The sequence below is a fragment of the Nonomuraea sp. NPDC003754 genome (assembly GCF_053605785.1).
Genome location: NZ_JBSGJX010000012.1, coordinates 117,664 through 137,563 on the forward strand (window position 1 = coordinate 117,664; position 19,900 = coordinate 137,563).

Here is a 19,900-nt window from a genome sequence, read left to right on the forward strand (position 1 = left end):
AGCCGCCACAGTTTGTCTGGATATTTCACAAGAACCAGCGATCCAGTGCTCCACGCAGTGTCTCGTCCCCCGCCTCCGAGGTCCACGCGACGTACCCGTCCGGGCGCACAAGCAGGGCCTGGAAGGGGCTGTCGGCCTTCCCGCTGACCACCCGCGCGCGGGTCCCGACGGCACGAACGAGGTCGCTTCGGCCGTCGAGGTCGAGGAACAGCGGGCGGGCCGCCCGCAGCAGCTCGACAAGGGTGACCTGGCCGCGGTCAGTGGTGATGGTCAGGTCGGGGGCCATCCAGCCGGCGCCGGGCACGCCGACGTCGTAGACGGTGTCCACGCCGCTGATCATGCCGCTGAGGTAGGCGTTGACCTCGTCGAAGCGCATCAGCTCGGCGAACAGCTCCCGCAGCGGGTCCATCCGCGGATCGGGATCGGCCAGCGCGTTCTGCGCCCTGACGTTCCACAGCACCCTGGCCGCCACGGGGTGCCGCTCGGAGTGGTAGGTGTCGAGCAGACCGTCCGGCGCCCTGCCCTTCACCTGCGCGGCCAGCTTCCAGCCCAGGTTGACGGCGTCCTCCAGGCCGGTGTTGAGCCCCTGCCCGCCCCACGGGAAGTGCACGTGGGCGGCGTCGCCCGCCAGCAGCACCCGGCCGCTGCGGTAGGCCCGCGCCTGCAGCGCCGCGTCGCCGTACCTGGTCAGGCTGCGCGGGTCGGACATCGGGATCGGGAAGCCCGCGATGTACTCGGCCACCTCCTGAAGCTCCTCCAGGGTGACGGGCGCCTCCCTGTCGGCGTGCGGTCCCCGGAAGTCGTAGGTGGTGATCCGGCCGCCGGGCCAGACGATGAGCCAGCCGCGAGGGGTCCTGTGGTAGCCGCCCGGCAGGCCGGGCGGGAGCCGTACCTCGCCCATGAGGGCGGCCACGCGCGCCCCCGTGCCGTCGAACGGGATGCCCGCGGCCTTGCGGACGGCGCTGCGGGCGCCGTCGGCGCCGACCACGTAGCGGGCCGTCACGCCGTTGGACAGCAGCACGTGGTCGTCGCGCTGATCCAGCCCGGCGACCTCCTGCCCGCGCATGATCGTCGCGCCGAGCGCCTGCGCCCGCTCGGCGAAGACGTGCTCGGCCCAGGCCTGCGGGCTGCCGACGATGGACGGGCCGCCATCGGTGACCGCGCCCAGGTCGAGGCCGAACATCCCGGAGAAGTGGAACCTGACGCTCCCCCAGGTCGGGTGGCCGACCGCGGTCAGCAGCCCCCGCCGGTCGAGGCTCTGCGCGGTGCGGGCGTGCAGGGTGCCCGCCTTGGACTCGGTGAGCGGTACGGCACGCCGCTCGACCACCACGACGTCGACCTCCTGGAGGGCGAGCTCGGCGGCGAGCAGCATGCCGACGGGTCCGCCCCCGACGACAGCGACATCGAACATGTGGCGACCTTTCGGTAGGGACTGGACGGTGAACACCGGCGAGGGCGCGGAGGTTGCGCCTGGCAGTCCATTCATATGTCCGGGATCAACGAACAGTACGAGATGTTCGTACAGTAGTCCCGACCACGTCAAGTTCGACAGTTTCGTACACTGGTCCGATGGCGGCGCTTCATCCCACGCGGGAGCAGATCCAGCTCATCGAGGTCATGGCCGCGCTCGGTCACCCCGTGCGGGCCCAGATCGTCCGCAGACTCTGGGAGCGGGGGGCGGACGAGGAGATGTTCTGCGGGTCCGTCCTGTCCGACGTGCCCAAGTCCACGCTCACCCACCACTGGCGGGTGCTGCGCGAGGCGGGAGTGATCTGCCAGCGGCCGGAGGGCCGCAAGCTGTTCATCACGCTGCGCCGCGCCGACCTGGACGCCCGCTTCCCCGGCCTTCTCGACCTGGTGGCCCAGGAATCCGGCGCGATGTGAGCGAACCGGGAGCCATCGCCGACGAAGATGGCCCCATGGCCACCTCCCTTCCCGACCCCGCCGCGGGGCCTCTTCCCGGCGCCACCGCGCTCGCCGGCCTGCGCGGCCGCGCCAGGTCGGCGCGCCGCTCCGCCCTGGTCGCGCTCACCGTGGCGATCTCCGCGCTGGCCACCACGCAGCTGCTGGCCGAGCGGGCGCCGACGAGGGAGGGCACCAGGCCGCTGGCCTGGCTGGCGCTGGCGGCCTTCGCGCTGGCCGTCCCCGTGCTCGCGGCGACGCAGGCGGTCTGGGCGGCACGGGCCCGGCGGGTGCGGCGGCGCGAGCACGCCCTCTACGGACGCCCTTCGGCCGGTCCGCGCCAGTCGGCCGGCCGGCTCGCCATGGCCGGCGGCTGGGCGCTGACGCTGCTGCTCGGCTTCACGGTGCCGCGGCTGTTCCAGGAGTCGGCGCTGTACGGCCTGGCCGACTCGCTGGCCGGGGCGCTGGAGGTCGCGGCGCCGGCCTGCCTGGCGGCGGGCGTCTGCTTCGCGCTGTGGTGGACGCGTGAGGCGCTGGCCGGCCGTACCGGGTCTCCGCACGACCCGTGGGATCCCGGTCAGGCGAGGGCGGGCAGACCGGCCGCGTGGGCGGGCGCCACGGTGACGACGGCGGCGCTGGTCGCGGCGCGGGCCCACCTATGGGAACCGACCGGCTGGCTGGTGTGCGTGCTGATGGCGGCGGCCCTCGTCTCAGTTGTAGTTACTCGCGAGTAGCATGGTGGGCCGAACCAGTCCTGCAACGAGGAGCGAATCCGTGCCTTCCTCTCGTGACGTCGTTTTCGTCGACGGCGTTCGCACGCCGTTCGGCAAGTCGGGGCCGAAGGGCCTGTACGCGGAGACCCGAGCCGACGACCTGGTCGTCCGCGTCATCCGCGAGCTGATGAGGCGCAATCCGGCGCTGCCGCCCGAGCGGGTGGACGAGGTCGCGGTCGCGGCCACCACCCAGATCGGCGACCAGGGCCTGACCATCGGGCGTTCGGCCGCGGTGCTGGCGGGGCTGCCCAAGACCGTGCCCGGCTACGCCATCGACCGCATGTGCGCGGGCGCGATGACCGCGGTGACCACCGTCGCGGGCGGCATCGCCTTCGGCGCCTACGACGTGGCCATCGCCGGCGGCGTCGAGCACATGGGCCGCCACCCGATGGGCGAGGGCGTCGACCCCAACCCCAGGTTCCTGTCGGAGAAGCTGGTCGACGGCAGCGCGCTGGTCATGGGCATGACCGCCGAGAACCTGCACGACCGCTACCCCACCATCACCAAGGAGCGGGCCGACTCCTACGCCGCGCTCTCGCAGGAGAAGGTCGCCAAGGCCTACGCCGACGGCAAGATCCAGCCCGACCTGGTGCCCACGGCCGTCAGGACCGCCGAGAAGGGCTGGGGGCTGGCGGTAACCGATGAGGCGCCGCGACCGGGCACGACCGTCGAGGGCCTGGCGGGGCTGAAGACCCCCTTCCGCGCGCACGGCCGCGTCACCGCGGGCAACTCCTCCGGCATCAACGACGGCGCGACCGGCTGCATCGTGGCCGCCGCCGACGTGGCCGCCGAGCTCGGTCTCGCGCCGAAGATGCGCCTGGTCTCCTACGCCTTCGCCGGCGTCGACCCCGAGGTCATGGGCGTGGGCCCGATCCCGTCGACCGAGCGGGCGCTGCGCCTGGCCGGCCTGTCCATCGAGGACATCGGCCTGTTCGAGATCAACGAGGCGTTCGCCGTCCAGGTGCTGGCCTTCCTGGAGCACTTCGGCATCGCCGACGACGACCCCAGGGTCAACCCGTACGGCGGGGCGATCGCCTTCGGCCACCCGCTGGCCTCCTCGGGCGTCCGGCTGATGACGCAGCTGGCCCGCCAGTTCGGCGAGCGGCCCGACGTTCGGTACGGCATCACCACCATGTGCGTCGGCATGGGCATGGGCGGCACGGTCATTTGGGAGAACCTGGCATGAGCGACCTGTTCAAGGACGAGGTAGTCACCAAGGCGCTGGTGCGCGACGTCGAGCTGCCGCACGGCGCGGGCACGATGGCGCTGATCACCCTGGACAACGGGTTCGACCACACCAAGCCGAACACCTTCGGCCCCGGCGGGCTGACCCTGCTGAACGAGGCCGTCGACGCCATCGCGGCCCGGAGCGACCTGGCGGCCGTCGGCGTCACGGGCAAGCCGTTCATCTTCGCCGTCGGCGCCGACCTCAAGGGCGCGGCCCTGGTGCGCACCCGCGAGGAGGCGCTGGAGATCGGCAGGCTCGGCCACGACGTCTTCCGCCGCCTCGGCGAGCTGGACGTCCCCTCCTTCGCGTTCGTCAACGGCGCGGCCATGGGCGGCGGCCTGGAGATCGCGCTGCACTGCACCTACCGGACGATCTCCTCGGGCGTGCCCGCCGTGGCGCTGCCGGAGTGCTTCCTCGGCCTGGTGCCGGGGTGGGGCGGCACCCAGCTGCTGCCCCGCCTCGTCGGCCCGGCCAAGGCGATCAAGCTGATCATCGAGAACCCGCTGTCGCAGAACCGCATGATCAAGGGCGGCGACGCGTTCGCGCTCGGGGTCGCCGACGCCATGTTCGAGCCGGCCGACTTCCTGGAGGAGTCGCTGCGCTGGGCCGCCCAGGTGCTGACCGGCGCGGTCACGGTCGAGCGGCCCGCGATCGAGGAGGACTGGGACAAGGCCGTGGCCGATGCCCGCTTCCTGGTCGACATGAAGCTGCGCGGCGCGGCGCCGGCCCCCTACCGGGCGCTCGATCTCATCGCCGCGGCCAAGGACGCCACCCGCGACGCCGGCTTCGCCGCCGAGGACGAGGCGCTGGCCGACCTGCTCATGGGCGACGAGCTGCGCGCCGGGCTCTACGCCTTCGACCTGGTGCAGCGCCGGGCCAAGCGGCCGGCGGGCGCGCCCGACAAGGCGCTGGCCCGCAAGGTCACCAAGGTCGGCGTGGTCGGCGCGGGCCTGATGGCCTCGCAGATGGCGCTGCTGTTCGCCCGCCGGCTCGAGGTGCCGGTCGTGCTGACCGACCTGGACCAGGCGCGCCTGGACAAGGGCGTCGGCTACGTGCACGCCGAGGTGGACAAGCTCCTGTCCAAGGGCCGGGTCAGCCAGGACCAGGCCAACCGGCTCAAGGCCCTGGTCACCGGCTCGCTGACCAAGGACGCCTTCGCCGACGCCGACTTCGTCATCGAGGCCGTCTTCGAGGACATGGGCGTCAAGAAGAAGGTCTTCGCCGAGGTCGAGGAGCACGTCTCGGCCGAGTGCGTGCTGGCCACCAACACCTCCTCGCTGTCGCTCAGCGAGATGGGCGCCGAGCTGAGGCACCCGGAGCGGCTGGTCGGCTTCCACTTCTTCAACCCGGTCGCCGTGATGCCGCTGCTGGAGATCATCAAGGGCGCCTCGACCGACGACGCGACGCTGGCGACGGCGTTCACGGTGGCCAGGTCGCTGAAGAAGTCGGCGGTGCTGGTCAAGGACGCGCCCGCGTTCGTGGTCAACCGGCTGCTCACGAGGTTCATGGGCGAGGTCTTCGCCGCCGTCGACGAGGGCACGCCGCTCGAGGTGGCCGAGCACGCGCTCGACGACCTGGGCCTGCCGATGACGCCGTTCGCGCTGCTGCAGCTCGTCGGCCCGGCCGTCGGCCACCACGTGTCGGAGACCCTGCACGCGGCCTTCCCGTCGCGCTTCGGCGTGTCCGACAACATGGCCAAGCTGGTCGCCTCGGGCAAGCCGGGCGTCTACGCCGCCGACTTCTCGCTCGACCCGGAGGTCGTGGCCATGTTCGCGGGCGGCACGTCGCCCTCGACGGCCGAGCAGGTCCGCGAGCGGGTGCTGCGGGCGCTGGCCGAGGAGATCCGCATCATGCTCGACGAGGGCGTGGTGGCCGCCGCGCAGGACATCGACCTGTGCATGATCCTCGGCGCGGGCTGGCCCTTCCACCTCGGCGGCGTCACGCCGTACCTGGACAGGGCGGGCGTGTCGGCCCCGCGCTTCCTCGAGCCTGGGGTGGCCTCGGTTCCGGCCTGATGAAGGCGGCGGGCGCGGCCGTCTTCACGCTCTGACGCGCCGCCGCCTGACCACGACGAGGGTCAGGCCCGCCGCGGCGGCCACGCCCAGCCCGAGCCAGTACGGCCACGGCCCGCCGGCCGGGACCGGGCCGGGTTCAGCGCCCGGACGGCCGCCCTGGCCGGTGGCCGGACCGGGAGTGGCAGCGGCGGCGGGAGCTGAAGCGGCGGGCAGCGCCGCCGCGGCGGGTGTGGCCGGCGCGCCCTGCCTGACGAAGCCCGGAGGGCGCACCGCGCCCCACGGGTCCTTGCCGCCGTTCATGGACAGGTAGCCGGCGATCATGCGCTTGAGCTCGGGGTCGATCGGCCTGACCGCCAGGGGGCCGGGCACCGTGAGCGTGCCGACGTCGTAGGGCGCGAACCAGCCCTGGATCGCCTCGACCCGCCAGTGGCCCGCGGGCAGGGCGATCGCGGCGGCGTAGTGGCCCTTCTCCTTCAGCGGCACGCCGGTGAACTCCAGGCTCCTGGCACCGCTGGTGAACTTCAGGCCCACCGTGCCGAGCTTCCTGGCCACCTCGTAGGGGTGGGTGCCGTGCTGCAGCATCCAGAAGCCGACGGTGTAGGTGGCGTCCGGGGCGAAGGTCGCGGGGACAGGGTCGAGGTAGGTGGCGGCCCAGCCGCCCGCCCGCGCGGGGGCCGCGGTGGCCAGGGCGGGCAGCAGGAGGGCCAGGACCAGCACGATGCGTCTCATGCTCCCGATACACCGCCCCGCCCCTCGGGGTTCCCGCCCGCGCCCGGCCGGCCCCACCGGTGTGCTCCGGTGGCGGGTCCGGCCAGGCGCGGGCCAGGCTGTCAGGGGGCGCAGGTGAACGCGGCCGAGGCCCAGTCGGCGTGGTCGGCCCCGTTGCCGTCACCCGCGTCGCCCACGACCAGGTCGACGTAGGTGGCACCCTTGATGTCGGCCGCGATCTCCAGCGGTTGCGCCGCCCCCGTCAGGGTGGGCGACCGGTAGACCTCCTTCCCGTCGGCCAGCACCGCGAAGGTGACCGACCCGGCCTGCACCTCGTCGTCCACGCCCACCGTGGCGGTGAACGCCGAGCACGCGCCGCCCGTGTGGTAGGAGACCCTGGAGGGGGCGTGCGCCCCGAGCCCCTTGGCGTGGACGGTCCCGCCGAGCGTGATCGGCCGGCCGTCGCCGGCGCCGCTCTCGCCGTTGCTGCGGTCCTTCTCCACCGGCCCCCAGCCGTTGTCGGCCGACAGCCAGGTCACCTCCGACGCCCACGCCTGGCCCTTGGGCGGGTCGGGCAGCTTCGTGGTCGCCACCGTGGCGGCGAAGACGTGGACGGCGGCGTTGTCGGGCAGTGTGACCGCGACGATCTTCTTGGCCGGGTTCACCCTGACCTGGTTGTAGAAGACGCGGTAGTCGACGGTCGGGAACTGGTTCGCGCCCGCTGGCAGGTTCTTGCCCTTGTGCGAGAAGGCGGGCTTGGAGCCGTGCGAGCCCGGGTCGACGCAGCACCAGTTGGCGAAGCCGAGCGTGCCGGTGTCGCTGGTGCCGTCGTCGTAGTGGACGGTCAGCGGGCCCCTGGCCTGCGTGCTGGTGCCGGTGCCGAGGAAGGCCAGGGTGTTGCCCTGCCCCTGCAGCGCGATCGTCTGGGCGGCCGCCGCCACGTTGTCGGGCTGCCCCGGCCGGATGGAGGGCCAGGTGAACGGCACGCCCTGCACGGTCAGCGACGCGCCGGGGGTGACGCCCGCCGCGGCCAGGCGCTGGTAGGAGAAGCTGCCGCCGCCCCCGTCGATGTTGCCCTTGCCCGGGTCGGCGTCGTCGGTGACGCCGATGTTGGCGAAGGCGGCCGCGAGCGAGGCGTGCGGCACCTTGGCCGCGGTCGCCGCCGTGGCGGTGTAGCGCTCCTGATGCGCCCCGTAGGCGGCGGTGACGGTGAGGGTGACCGTACCGGCCTTGGCGTCGGCGGGGACGGCGACGGCGACGGTCTTGTCCACGCGCCGGCCGTCGGCGACGCTTCCCGCCGGGACGGGAGCCGGCGCGCTCCAGCCCTCGGGCACGCGGACGCCGAGCTCGACGTCGCGGATCGTGCCGCCGGTGGTGTTGGTGACGGAGACGGGCACCTCGACCGTCGCGCCAGGGGTCAGCATGGCGGGCAGCTCGGCGGCGACGGCGACGTCGGTGTCGCCGGGGTGCCTGCCGCCGAGCACGGTGGCGCCGGTCAGCCTGAGCTCCGCGCTCCCGGCGGTGGACAGGGCCGGGACGCGCGCCCTGACGGTGGCGCCGTCGGCGTACCAGCCGCTCTCGCCGGCCGCGTACCGCTCGGCGGTGATCTCGGGCAGCTTCTGCTTGCCGTAGCGCACCTGGTGGGGTGCGCCGCCGAGGTGCACGACCAGCTCGTACGGCCGGGCGGCGGGCTTGCCGGCGTACTCGCCCTCGAGCGCGCCGATCCCCACGGTGATCACGCCCGAGCCGTCCCGCGGCGCCTTGACGGTGAAGGTCTGGGTGGCCGACTGGCCGGTGGCGAACGCGCGGGTCCTGCCGTCGTCGGCGTACATGGCGAAGGTCGACTCGCCGCTCGGGTAGAGGTCCAGCGTCAGCGGGTCGGCCGGCCGGTGCTCGGCGTGGTTGTTGACGCCCTCGCGGTACATGGGCACGATCGCGCCGGCCCGGACGAACAGCGGCAGCCGGTCCAGCGGCGCGCTGTAGCCGCCGAGCGTCTTGGGGCCGTTGTGCACCTCGCCGCTCCAGTAGTCGACCCAGCGGCCCTCGGGCAGGTAGATGCCGGTGCGGACGTCCCCCGCGGTGTGGACGGGCGCGACCAGGAAGTCCCTGCCCGCCAGGAACTCGTCCTTGACCTGCCAGGCGGTCTCGTCGCGCGGATACTCCATCACCAGCGCCCGGTTGACGGGGACGCCGGTGCGGTGCGCCTCGGCGGCGTGGGTGTACAGGTAGGGCAGCAGCCGTTCGCGCAGCTTGAGGTACTTGCGGTTGATGGAGGTGTACGGCTCGCCGCGCGTCCACGGCTGCTTGTCATGGGAGGCCCAGCCCGACATCGACATCAGCACCGGCGTGAACGCCTTCCACTGCAGGTCACGCACGTACGACTCGCCGCTGCCGCCGAAGATGCCGTCGATGTCGCCCGCCGTGAACGGCATGCCGGACAGGCCGGCGCCGGTGATGGCCGGGACCTGCCAGCGGATGGCGTCGAGCGTGCCGTAGTGGTCGCCGGTCCACTGCACGGCGCAGCGCTGCGAACCCGCCCAGCCCTCGACCATCCAGACGAAGCGGCGGGCGTCGGAGTACCTCTCGATGCCGCCGGCGGCTTCCTCGCATCCGGTCAGCGCGTGCCGGTAGCCCGCGCCGACCCAGGCGACGTCCAGCTTGCGGACCCGCACGCCCGCGTCCCTGACCTCGGACTCCTGGTCGGTCAGCGCGCGCTCGGTCCACAGGCCCAGTTCGACGCCGCGCTGGCGCAGCAGCCAGCCCGCCTCCGGCAGGTCGGTGTACTCGCAGCCGTAGCCGTCGTTGACCAGCATCCAGCCGCGCGGCATGTCGTTGTCGACGTAGCCCTGCGCGACCGTGGCGGCGCTGGGTGTCGTCCACTTCTTCGGGTTCTTGCCGCCGGTGTAGGTCGGGCTGGAGTGGTTGTAGCAGTCGGCGTCGCCCATCTCCAGGCCGTAGATCGGCGGCATCAGCGGCCGTCCGGTCAGCTCAGTGTAGCGGTCGAGCGGCGTCTTCAGGTCGTACGGCCGGCCGACGAAGTAGTAGGCGTCGAAGCGCTGCTCCTTGTGGGTGGCGACCAGCGGCTGCTTGAAGGCGTAGCTGCCGGGCGCGAAGGTGTCGCGCAGCACGCCGTACCCGGCGGTGCTGACGTAGTACGGCACCGCGTTCGGGTAGCCCTCGTCGTCCCAGTCGTGGTTGGCGGCGACGTTGACGATCTGGCCGGTGTGGTTGAGGCGGCCGTTCTGCATGCCGCCGCCGAAGAACTGCTCCTTGGCGACGGGGGCGAGGGTCTGCCGGGTGCCGGCGGCGTCCCAGGACAGCGGGGCGCTCTCGGCGAGCACCTGGCTGCCGTCGGCGCGGAAGACGCTGACCAGCGCCGGGCTCTTGCCGATCTTGACGGTCAGCGCGCCCGTGCTGATCTCGTAGCGGTCGGGGAGCTCCTTCCACGTGGAGGGCACCGCCGGGTAGTCGGTCTTGACGACGATCTTCGCGCCCTGCCCGGTGTTGGCGGGGTCGGTGAAGGTGCCATCAGGGGCGAGTTCGAGGCGGAAGACGTCGTCCCGCTGGAAGGTGACGCGGAGCCTGGCGGCGCCCGCCTGCGCGGTGTAGACGCCGTTGTCGGCGGCGAGCGAGGTGATCGGTTCGAGGGTGTCGGCGTGCGCCGTGGCGGGTGTCGCCACCACGCCGAGGGTGACGAGCGCGGCGGTCGCTAACCAGCACGTGATGCTGCGCATGGGCATGAGCCTCCGGGGGGTTTGCGCAATTCTGCGCACACCGTAAGCTCCTTATGCAGCTTTCTACAAGATGCTCATGCGTGTGGACCCGCGCGCGCCCGGCGGGGACGCGCGCCCGGCCGTCCCGGGGGTTACCGGGGTGCGCCGCTGCGGGAGCGGGCGGCCATGCTGTGGCGGTAGCTGTACAGGAAGTAGATCACCGCACCGATGATCAGCCAGGCGAAGAACCGCAGCCACGTCTCCACCGGCAGGTTCAGCATCAGGTAGAAGCAGGCCAGCACCGACAGGATCGGCAGCAGCGGCACCATCGGCGCGCGGAAGGCACGGTGCAGGTCCGGCCGGGTCCGCCGCAGGATGATCACTCCCACCGACACCACGACGAAGGCGAACAGGGTGCCGATGTTGACCAGTTCGGCCAGCGCGCTCAGCGAGATCAGTCCCGCCAGCACCATGGTGACGAAGCCGACGATGACGGTGATGCGCGCGGGCGTGCCGTACTTCGGGTGGACCTTCGACAGCACGCGCGGCAGCAGCCCGTCGCGGCACATGGCGAACAGCACCCGGGTCTGGCCGAGCATGAGGATCATGACCACGGTGGTGAGGCCCGCGATGGCGCCGATGCTGATCAGGCCGGCGATCCACGGCTGGCCGACCGCGCGGAAGGCGTCGGCCAGCGGGGCGTCCACGCTGAGCCGGCTGTAGGGCTGCATGCCGACCACGACGAGGGAGACGGCGACGTAGAGGAAGGTGCAGATGGCCAGCGAGCCGATGATGCCGCGCGGCAGGTCGCGCTGCGGGTTGACGGTCTCCTCCGCGGCCGTGGCCACGATGTCGAAGCCGATGAAGGCGAAGAAGACGATCGCGGCGGCGGAGAAGATGCCGATCACGCCGTAGGCGACGGGCGTGATGCCGAACAGCACCTGGATCAGCGGCGCGCCGAGCCCCTGGACGGCCGGGCTGGACTTGGGGGCCGGGATGAACGGCGTGTAGTTCTGGGCGGTGACGTAGAACAGGCCGGCGACGATCACCAGCAGGATGACCGCCACCTTGATGATCACGATCACGAGGTTCACCCGGGACGACAGCTTGATGCCCAGCACCAGGATCACGGTCAGGAGCGCGACGATCGCCATGGCCGGATAGTTGACCTCGAGGCCGAACACCGTGAGCGTGGGGAGATGCACGCCGACGGTGTTCAGCAGCGAGGTGAAGTAGCCTGACCAGCCGACCGCCACCACCGCCCCGGCCAGCGCCATCTCGAGCATCAGGTCCCAGCCGATGATCCAGGCGGGGAACTCGCCCAGCGTGGCGAAGGAGAAGGTGTAGGCCGAGCCCGCGACGGGGATCGTCGAGGCGAACTCGGCGTAGCACAGTGCGGCCAAGGCGCACACGACGCCCGCGACCACGAACGACAGTGCGACGGCCGGGCCTGCCGTGTCCCTCGCCACCTGTCCGGTCAGCACGAAGATGCCGGTGCCGACGATCACTCCGATGCCGAAGACGGTCAGATCGACGGCCGACAAACGCTTCTTGAGCTGGTGCTCGGGTTCCTCGGTGTCTCTGATCGACTGTTCGACACTCTTGGTGCGGAAGATCTCCATTTTGTGAGTTTTCCCACACGACCGGTGACCATTCGCAGGTCAGCGACCCCGGTCCCGCGCCACGGTCGTTTTCCCCGATGAGCGGGGCCCGACGGGGCCCGGCCGGAAGGGCGGCGGCCCCTCCTCCGAGTGGCCGGACGACCTCCGGGTCGGCCCGGGGTCGGGCCCCGATGGGTGCCGGCCGGCCCGCCGCCAGGCTGGGGGCATGTTCGGGGACCTGCTCGACGCGCTCGCCGCCCAGGATCTGCTCCTGGTGTGGCCCCTCATGCTGACCTTCCTCACCCTGGACGCCTCCGTCGGCGTCGGCCTCGTCGTCCCCGGCGACGCGCTGCTCATCGTCGCGGGCACGACCGCCGACACACCGGCCGAGGCCGCCGCACTCGTCGCGGCCGGCGTGCTGGCCTGCGTGACGGGCGCCTCCGGCGGCCACTGGACGGGCAGGACGTTCGGTCACCGCCTGCGCCACGGTCGCCTGGGCCGCCGGGTGGGCGAGGAACGCTGGCAGCGCGCCGAGGAGCTGTTCGAGCGCAGCGGGTGGGCGCTGGCCCTGGCCTACTTCCTGCCGGTGGTGCACGCGCTCACCCCTGCGGTGGCCGGGGCGCTCGGCGTGCCGTACCGGAGGTTCATGCCGTGGGCGCTGATCGGCGGCACCGCGTGGGTGAGCGCCTACGTGACGGTCGGCGCGCTCGCGGGCGGGGTCGTCCGCGAGCACGCCGAACTGCTGCTGCCGGTGGCGGCCGTGGCGGCGCTCGTCATCGTGACGCTGTCCGCCGTGGTGCGCCGGGCGGTCACTGCTGGGCGGGCTGCCGCTCCAGAGCCGAGCCGCGCTTCGCGACCGCCTCGGTGATGTCGCGGGCGAGGTCCTGGCCGGTCAGGCCCGCGTAGCCGAGGATCTTGGGCCGCTTGGCGTGGTCGAGGAAGCGCTGCGGGATGCCGAACGTGCGCACCGGCACGTCGACGTCGTTGTCGCGCAGCAGCCGGGCGACCGCGTCGCCGACGCCGCCGACCCTGCCGTTGTCCTCGACGACCGCCACGAGCTTGTGCGCGGCGGCGGCCAGCACCAGCGCCTCGTCGAGCGGCTTGACCCAGCGCGGGTCGACGACGGTGGCGGAGATGCCCTGCGCGTCGAGGAGCACGGCGGCCTCCAGCGCGGCGTGGGCCATGGGGCCGACGGCGACCAGGAGCACGTCGGGCTCGCCCGCGCGCAGCACGTCCATCTCGCCGAGCTTGCCGATCGCCTCGACGGTCTCGGCGACGGGCCCCTTGGGGAAGCGCAGCACGGTCGGCGCGTCGTCGACGGCGACGGCCTCGCGCAGCAGCTCGGTCAGCCGCTCGCCGTCGCGCGGCACCGCGATCCGCAGTTCGGGCACGACCTGCAGGATCGACAGGTCCCACATGCCGTTGTGGCTGGCGCCGTCGTCACCGGTGACGCCCGCCCGGTCGAGGACGACGGTGACGGGCAGCTTGTGCAGGGCGACGTCCATCAGCAGCTGGTCGAAGGCCCGGTTGAGGAAGGTGGCGTAGACGGCGACGACGGGGTGCAGCCCGCCGAGCGCGAGCCCGGCCGCGCTGGTCAGCGCGTGCTGCTCGGCGATGCCGACGTCGTAGGTGCGGTCGGGGAAGGCGTCGGCGAAGGCGTTGAGCCCGGTCGGGTGCAGCATGGCCGCGGTGATGGCGACCAGGTCGTCGCGCTCCTTGCCGAGCTCGACCAGCTCCTCGCTGAACACGTTGGTCCAGATGCGGCCCTTGGGCTTCTCCACGCCGGTGTCCCTGTCGAAGGCGCCGGGCGAGTGGAACTGGTCCTCGTCGTGGTTCTCGGCGGGCGCGTAGCCGCGGCCCTTCTGGGTGAGGACGTGGACGATGACGGGGCCGCCGAAGCCGCGCGCCTTGCGCAGGGCCTCCTCCACGGCCTGCTCGTCATGGCCGTCGATGGGCCCGACGTACTTCAGGCCGAGGTCCTCGAACATCACCTGCGGCGCCAGGACGTCCTTGACGCCCTTCTTGATGCCGTGGAGGGCGTCGTAGACGACGGGCACGTTGCCGATCTTGTTCTTGACGAACTCGAGCAGGTCCTCGTAGCGGCGGTCGACCCTGAGCTTGGCCAGGTGCGTGGCCAGGCCGCCGATGGTCGGCGAGTAGGAGCGCCCGTTGTCGTTGACCACGATCACGCACGGCAGGTCCTTGACGGCCGCGATGTTGTTGAGCGCCTCCCATGCCATGCCGCCGGTCAGCGCGCCGTCGCCGATGACCGCGACCGCCACCCGCTCGCGCTCGCCGCGCAGCTTGAACGCCTTGGCCAGGCCGTCGGCGTAGGACAGCGCGGTCGAGGCGTGGGAGTTCTCCACGAAGTCGTGCGGGGACTCGGCCTGGCTCGGGTAGCCGGACAGCCCGCCCTCCTGCTTGAGCGCGTCGAAGCCGCCCGCCCGGCCGGTGAGCATCTTGTGCACGTAGGACTGGTGGCCGGTGTCCCAGATGATCGGATCACTCGGCGAGTCGAACACCCGGTGGAGCGCGATGGTCAACTCGACGACGCCCAGGTTGGGGCCGAGGTGCCCGCCGTTCCTCGCGCAGGACTCGACGAGGAGGTCGCGAACCTCCTGGGCGAGCCGCGGCAACTCCTCCACCGCAAGCCGTTTGACGTCGTGCGGTCCCTTGATCGAGGCCAGCAGCCCGCTCACGGAATCATCCCCTCATCCACTCGCCAACGGATCGAAGTCTAGTTCGTGAAGCAGAAGATGACTCCATGGAGTCAAATGCACCCTGATTTGTCCGATCTTGGCCTAGGGTTGACCCACTATGAACACTGTCCCCCTTAGGAAACTCTCGTCACTTGTGTCGGCTGGGCTGGTTCTTGCCCTGATGGGCGTGGGTACGGCAGGCGTCGCGGAGGCGTCGACCGCGACCACCCAGGAGGCCGCGGCCGCCCAGGCGGCGCCTCCGAGAGGGAAGGCCGCGGCGACGAGCAGCCCGCTCTACAAGACCGGGACGCTCGCCCGCTCCAACTGCGCGCCGGGAGAGATCCAGCGTGGCAGCACGGCGGCCTACAAGCACTTCCTCCAGGCGTTCACCAATTGTCTCAACCGCGCGTGGGCATCGGAGTTCAAGCAGGCCAGGCTGCCGTTCGCCAAGCCCAGGTTGCGGATCATCACCTCCAAGCGCAACACCGCCTGTGGCAGGTGGCTGACGGGCGCCTCCGGCGTCTACTGCTCCGCCGACAGGACCATGTACATGCTGATCACCAAGACGGAGCTGCGTAACCCGTCGCCGGTCGGCATCGGCCGGCTGATGGCCCACGAGTACGGCCACCACGTGCAGCAGATCGCCGGCATCATGCCCTGGTACGCCCAGGCCAGCTGGCGCGCGAGCAAGTCCGCCAAGCTCGCTTACTCCCGCCGCCTCGAGCTGCAGGCCGAGTGCATGTCGGCGGTCTTCATGAAGTCGGTGAAGGACACCCTGCCGGTCGACGAGGCCTACTACCAGCAGATCATCGACTGGTTCGGTGAGAAGGGCGCCTCCATCTGGCCGCAGAACGACCACGGCTCCAGCGCCAACCAGGCCCGCTGGATGCAGCGCGGGTGGGACTACGGGGCCCCCGCCGCGTGCAACACCTGGACCTCTCCCGCCAGGTACGTCTCGTAGTTCATGATCTCCGGACACGACGGCCGCGCCTTCCGGCGCGGCCGTTGTGTGGTCTAAAGTCCTGTGACTATGCGTTCCCCCTTATTCGCCGTGCTTTCCGGCGTTCTGGCGAGCCTGTTGTTCGCCGGTACGGCCGCCGCAGGAACCACCGGCTTCCCGCGGGTCCTGACCGACAACAGGGTCTACAAGACCGGGGCGATGGAGCTCAAGGAGTGTGAGGAGCAGCCGGTCCAGCGTGACTCGCTCGACGGGGCCAAGGTCTACCTGGAGTTCGTGCTCGACTGTCTCAACGACTCGTGGAGCCGCCAGCTGGCCAAGGCGAAGATCCCCTTCGTCAAGCCGAAGTTCGGCGTCGTGAGCAAGCCCGGCCAGCCGGTGGGCAAGTGCGGCAAGTTCCCCCTGGGCGCGCAGGCGCTCTACTGCCCGCCCGAGCGCAAGATGACGGTCCTGCTGGACCCCGCCATCCTGTCCGAGCCGACCGAGCTGTTCCTGATGGAGGTCGTGGCCCACGAGTACGGTCACCACATCCAGGAGCTGACCGGAATGATCGACGTCGTCGACCGGGTCAAGGGCAAGAGCAAGAAGCGCATCTACGACGAGGCCCGCAGGATCGAGCTGCAGGCCGAGTGCTTCTCCGGCGCCTTCATCGGCAGCGTGTGGCACTCGCTCGGCCGGCGTGACTTCGACTTCAAGTACATCCTGAAGGTCGCCCAGGCCGGCTTCGACGACGGCATCCACGGCAAGCCCGCCAACATCGCCTACTGGCTCAAGCGCGGCTTCGACGCCGAGTCGCCGAACGCCTGCAACACCTTCGGCGCCCCCAAGGCGCGCGTCTCCTGACGTCCTATCCCGCTACCCCACTACCCCACCTACCCCACGGTGTCCGCGATCGCTCCGATCGCGGACACCGTCGTCTTGCGGGCCCTTGCCGAGGACGGCCTGCCGGGCACGGGTTCGCCTCAGCCGCCCGCTCGGGCCAGTGCCTCCAGCGGATCGGCCAGCACGTTCGCGAAGGCCAGCTCGGCCGCGCCGACCAGCGTGGCGTCGTCGCCCAGCGCCGAGGTGCGCAGCCGCAGCTTCTCCCGGTGGGCGGGCAGCGCGTCGACGGCCAGGCGGCTGCGCACCTGGGCGGCCGCACCGAGGTAGATCTCGCGCAGCATCCCGCCGAACACGACCATCTCCGGGTTGAAGATGTTGACCAGGTTGGCCACGCCCAGGCCGAGCCAGTCGCCCACGCGGCTGAGCGCGTCCTGCGCGACGATGTCGCCCCGGTCGGCGGCGTCGACGACGGCCCTGACCGCGTCGCGGCCCAGCGGCCCCTCGACGCGCCCTGCCGGCGCCCGGCCCGCCGCCTCCAGCAGCGCCCGCTCCCCCACCTCCGCCTCGAGGCAGCCGTGGGAGCCGCACCCGCACAGGCGGCCACCCGGGTGGACGACCATGTGGCCGAGCTCGCCGCCGAAGCCGTCGTGCCCGCCGAGCAGGTGGCCGCCGGCGATGACGCCGCCGCCCACACCGACGTCGCCGTGCAGGTAGATGAGGTCCCGCACGGCGGCGCCCACGCCACGGGTGTGCTCGGCCAGCGCCCCCAGGTTGGCGTCGTTGCCCACGCTGACCGGCAGGCCGAGGGCCAGCTTCCGGCTCAGCGCCTCGCCGAACGGCACGTCCTCGGCCAGCAGGTTGGGCGCGTACTTGAGGACGCCGTCGCTCCGGCGCACCCCGCCGGCGACCGCGGCCGCCGCGCCCACGCAGACGGTGTCGGCGCGGGTCCTGCGGTGCATCTGCCTGGCGAAGCCGGACAGCGCGCCGACGACCTCGTCCAGGTCGAAGGCGCCGCGCCGCCGTACCGTCTCGCGCCGGTCGAGGATCACCCCGCCGAGGCCGACGCGGGCCACGACCAGCCGGTCGGGGCCCAGGTCGAAGGCGAAGACGTAGACCCGCGACGACTCCGGCCGCACCACCAGGGAGGGCCGCCCCGCGCGGCCGGTCTCGCGCGGAAGTTCCTCGCGCACCAGGCCCGCCGCGGTCAGGTCGGAGGTCAGGGCCATGATCGTGCTGCGGTTCAGGCCCATCCTGGAGGTCAGCTCGGCCCGCGAGGTGGGCCCGCCGAGATGGACGTGACGAAGCAGCGCGCCCAGGTTGTGGCGCCTGATCTCCTCCTGGGACGGGCCCGCTCGCATCGTTCGTGGATCCTTTGAAGTGCCGAATTCGCTGATCACCTTAGACCAGCGGCCGCTGCCCTACGACGGGCGAGGGCGTCCACGCCCGCCGCCAGCAGCAGCACCGATCCGGTCACCATGAACTTCTCGCTGGAGGCGAAGCCCAGCAGGCCCATGCCGTTGTCGATGACCGCGATGACGGCTCCGCCGAGGACGGCGTCCAGCACCCTGCCCTTGCCGCCGAACAGGCTCGTCCCGCCGATGACGGCCGCGCCCACGGCGTAGAGCAGGACCTGGCTGCCGCCGGTGTTCGGGTCGACGGACGCGCCGCGCGAGGCGGCGATGATCCCGCCGACGGCGGCGATCGCCGAGCAGATGACGAAGGCGCTCACCTTGATCCGGTCGACGTTGATGCCCGCCCGGCGCGAAGCCTCGGCGTTGCCGCCGACCGCGTAGAGGTGGCGGCCGAAGCGGGTCCTGCCGAGCACGAACGTCCAGACGACCAGCAGGGCCAGCACGATCGGGACGACGACGGGCACGCCGCTCAGCGACGCCACCGCGGGGTTGCGGCTGCGCTCCAGGTTGAGCACGAAGACGGCCACACCCGTGAGCACGGCCAGCGTGCCGACCCTCGCGGCGATCAGCGAGAACGGATCGGCGACCAGGCCGCGCCCGCTCCGCTTGACCGACCTGGTGATCTGGACGGCCGCGTAGCCGCCGACGCCGACCAGCCACAGCGCCCAGCCCAGCGCGGCGGGCAGGTTCTTGTTGGCGATGGCGAGGATGGTCTCGTCGCGGATGGAGATGTTGGTGCCCTCCTCGAGGATCGCCAGCAGGACGCCCTGGAAGGCGAGGAAGCCAGCGAGCGTGACGATGAAGGAGGGGATGCCGAGCTTGGCCACCAGCACGCCGAGCACGAGGCCGATGACGACGCCGGTGAGGATGGCCGCCAGGACGCACACGTACCAGGGCAGGCCCATGCCGGTCAGCGTGACCGCCAGCACGGCCGCGCACAGGCCGCTGGCGAAACCCGCCGACAGGTCGATCTCGCCGATCAGCAGGACGAAGACCAGCCCCATCGCGATGACGGTGACCTGCCCGCCCTGCTGGAAGAGGTTGGCGAAGTTGACCGGGGTCAGGAACACCGGCTTGAGCACGGCGAACACCGTGCACAGGACGACCAGGCCGAGCACGGCGGGCAGCGCGCCCATGTCGCCGCCGCGGACCCGCTCCAGGTAGGCGCGGGCGCTGTTGCCGACCGAGGGCCGGCGGGCCGCGGTGACGATCGCCCCGTCCTCTGCGGGGTCGCTGGTGAGAATCCTGCCGCTCATGCCGAGACCCCGTTCCTGAGACCCAGGTCTCCGCTGCGCCCCGCGGTGATCAGTTCGACGACCTGCGCGTGGGTCACGTCGGAGGTCTTGACCTGGGCGGCCATCCGCCCGAGGTAGAGGGCCGCGATCCGGTCGGAGACGGCGAAGACGTCGTTCATGTTGTGCGAGATCAGCACGACCGCGAGGCCCTTGTCGGCGAGCCTGCGGACCAGTTCGAGCACCTGACCGGTCTGCGCGACGCCGAGCGCGGCGGTGGGCTCGTCGAGGATGACGACCTTGCTGTTCCACAGCACGGCCTTGGCGATGGCGACGGTCTGCCGCTGGCCGCCGGACAGGCTGGAGACCTTCTGCCTGATGGACTTGACGGTCCTGACCGACAGGCCGGAGAGCGTCTGCTGGGCCATCTCCTCCATCGTGGCCTCGTCGAGCACCAGGCCGCTCCTGCGTTCCCTGCCCAGGAACATGTTCTGGACGATGTCGAGGTTGTCGCAGAGCGCGAGGTCCTGGTAGACGATCTCGATGCCCAGCTCGCCCGCGTCGCGGGGCCCGTTGACCTGGACCTGCCTGCCGTCGAAGAAGTAGTCGCCGGCGTCGATCGGGTGGATGCCGCCGATGCACTTGACCAGGGTGGACTTTCCTGCGCCGTTGTCGCCGACCAGCGCGGTCACCTCGCCCGCGTAGGCGGAGAAGGCGACGTCGTGCAGGACCTGCACGGGACCGAAACTCTTGTCGATCCCTCGGACTTCAAGAACGGGGTTCATATGCTGCGTCCTCCACCGGGGGTACGGCTGCCGCCAGCCGTACCCCCGGCCG

General features: G+C 71.6%; 15 protein-coding genes. 7 read left to right on the plus strand and 8 right to left on the minus strand.

The window, feature by feature from the left end; all coding sequences use genetic code 11:
• Positions 1-25: 25 nt before the first annotated feature.
• Complete coding sequence (locus tag ACWEVS_RS17450; RefSeq protein WP_452552293.1) at positions 26-1,411, minus strand: FAD-dependent monooxygenase; 1,386 nt, start codon at positions 1,409-1,411, stop codon at positions 26-28.
• A gap of 158 nt (positions 1,412-1,569) precedes the next feature.
• On the opposite strand from ACWEVS_RS17450, the gene ACWEVS_RS17455 reads away from it, so the two are divergent.
• From ACWEVS_RS17455 to ACWEVS_RS17470, 4 genes are read left to right on the plus strand one after another with little or no spacing between them, the layout of a single operon-like run.
• Positions 1,570-1,884 carry an ArsR/SmtB family transcription factor gene (locus ACWEVS_RS17455; protein WP_452552294.1) on the plus strand — a complete coding sequence of 105 codons (315 nt, stop codon included), beginning with the start codon at positions 1,570-1,572 and terminating at the stop codon, positions 1,882-1,884.
• Positions 1,885-1,919: 35 nt separating this feature from the next.
• Positions 1,920-2,636 (plus strand): hypothetical protein, encoded by a 717-nt coding sequence (locus ACWEVS_RS17460; protein ID WP_452552296.1) that lies wholly within the window; start codon positions 1,920-1,922, stop codon positions 2,634-2,636.
• A gap of 1 nt (position 2,637) precedes the next feature.
• On the plus strand, positions 2,638-3,861 hold the full coding sequence (locus ACWEVS_RS17465) for a thiolase family protein (RefSeq protein ID WP_449924338.1): 1,224 nt from the start codon (positions 2,638-2,640) through the stop codon (positions 3,859-3,861).
• Entirely contained in the window at positions 3,858-5,918 is a 2,061-nt protein-coding gene (locus ACWEVS_RS17470) for a 3-hydroxyacyl-CoA dehydrogenase NAD-binding domain-containing protein (RefSeq protein WP_449924340.1), read from the plus strand. Before ACWEVS_RS17465 ends, ACWEVS_RS17470 begins: the two co-directional genes overlap by 4 nt.
• 24 nt (positions 5,919-5,942) lie before the next feature.
• On the opposite strand, the gene ACWEVS_RS17475 is transcribed toward ACWEVS_RS17470, so the two are convergent.
• From ACWEVS_RS17475 to ACWEVS_RS17485, 3 genes are all read right to left on the minus strand, one after another.
• Entirely contained in the window at positions 5,943-6,647 is a 705-nt protein-coding gene (locus ACWEVS_RS17475; protein ID WP_452552298.1) for a hypothetical protein, read from the minus strand.
• Between the two features lie 101 nt (positions 6,648-6,748).
• Positions 6,749-10,360: an NPCBM/NEW2 domain-containing protein gene (locus tag ACWEVS_RS17480; protein WP_452552300.1), complete on the minus strand. Its 3,612-nt coding sequence runs from the start codon at positions 10,358-10,360 to the stop codon at positions 6,749-6,751.
• Between the two features lie 131 nt (positions 10,361-10,491).
• The gene (locus tag ACWEVS_RS17485; protein ID WP_452552301.1) at positions 10,492-11,961 is read right to left on the minus strand and encodes an amino acid permease; all 1,470 of its coding nucleotides are present in this window, start codon (positions 11,959-11,961) and stop codon (positions 10,492-10,494) included.
• Positions 11,962-12,166: 205 nt separating this feature from the next.
• On the opposite strand from ACWEVS_RS17485, the gene ACWEVS_RS17490 reads away from it, so the two are divergent.
• Positions 12,167-12,808, plus strand: a complete 642-nt coding sequence (locus ACWEVS_RS17490) for a DedA family protein (RefSeq protein ID WP_452552303.1) — start codon at positions 12,167-12,169, stop codon at positions 12,806-12,808.
• Here ACWEVS_RS17490 and dxs read toward each other — a convergent pair.
• On the minus strand, positions 12,750-14,639 hold the full coding sequence (gene dxs, locus ACWEVS_RS17495; protein WP_449924354.1) for a 1-deoxy-D-xylulose-5-phosphate synthase: 1,890 nt from the start codon (positions 14,637-14,639) through the stop codon (positions 12,750-12,752). The genes ACWEVS_RS17490 and dxs overlap by 59 nt on opposite strands.
• A gap of 181 nt (positions 14,640-14,820) precedes the next feature.
• Here dxs and ACWEVS_RS17500 point away from each other — a divergent pair, with 181 nt between their 5' ends.
• Positions 14,821-15,600 carry a neutral zinc metallopeptidase gene (locus ACWEVS_RS17500; RefSeq protein WP_452552367.1) on the plus strand — a complete coding sequence of 260 codons (780 nt, stop codon included), beginning with the start codon at positions 14,821-14,823 and terminating at the stop codon, positions 15,598-15,600.
• Positions 15,601-15,669: 69 nt separating this feature from the next.
• Positions 15,670-16,440: a neutral zinc metallopeptidase gene (locus tag ACWEVS_RS17505; protein ID WP_354904413.1), complete on the plus strand. Its 771-nt coding sequence runs from the start codon at positions 15,670-15,672 to the stop codon at positions 16,438-16,440.
• A 119-nt stretch (positions 16,441-16,559) separates the two neighbouring features.
• Here ACWEVS_RS17505 and ACWEVS_RS17510 read toward each other — a convergent pair whose 3' ends face one another.
• Genes ACWEVS_RS17510 through ACWEVS_RS17520 form a run of 3 tightly spaced genes read right to left on the minus strand, consistent with a single transcriptional unit; the run spans position 16,560 to position 19,848 of the window.
• Entirely contained in the window at positions 16,560-17,777 is a 1,218-nt protein-coding gene (locus tag ACWEVS_RS17510; RefSeq protein WP_452552306.1) for an ROK family transcriptional regulator, read from the minus strand.
• A gap of 35 nt (positions 17,778-17,812) precedes the next feature.
• On the minus strand, positions 17,813-19,087 hold the full coding sequence (locus ACWEVS_RS17515) for a sugar ABC transporter permease (protein WP_452414199.1): 1,275 nt from the start codon (positions 19,085-19,087) through the stop codon (positions 17,813-17,815).
• On the minus strand, positions 19,084-19,848 hold the full coding sequence (locus tag ACWEVS_RS17520) for an ATP-binding cassette domain-containing protein (protein WP_354904420.1): 765 nt from the start codon (positions 19,846-19,848) through the stop codon (positions 19,084-19,086). Before ACWEVS_RS17520 ends, ACWEVS_RS17515 begins: the two co-directional genes overlap by 4 nt.
• Positions 19,849-19,900 lie beyond the last annotated feature (52 nt).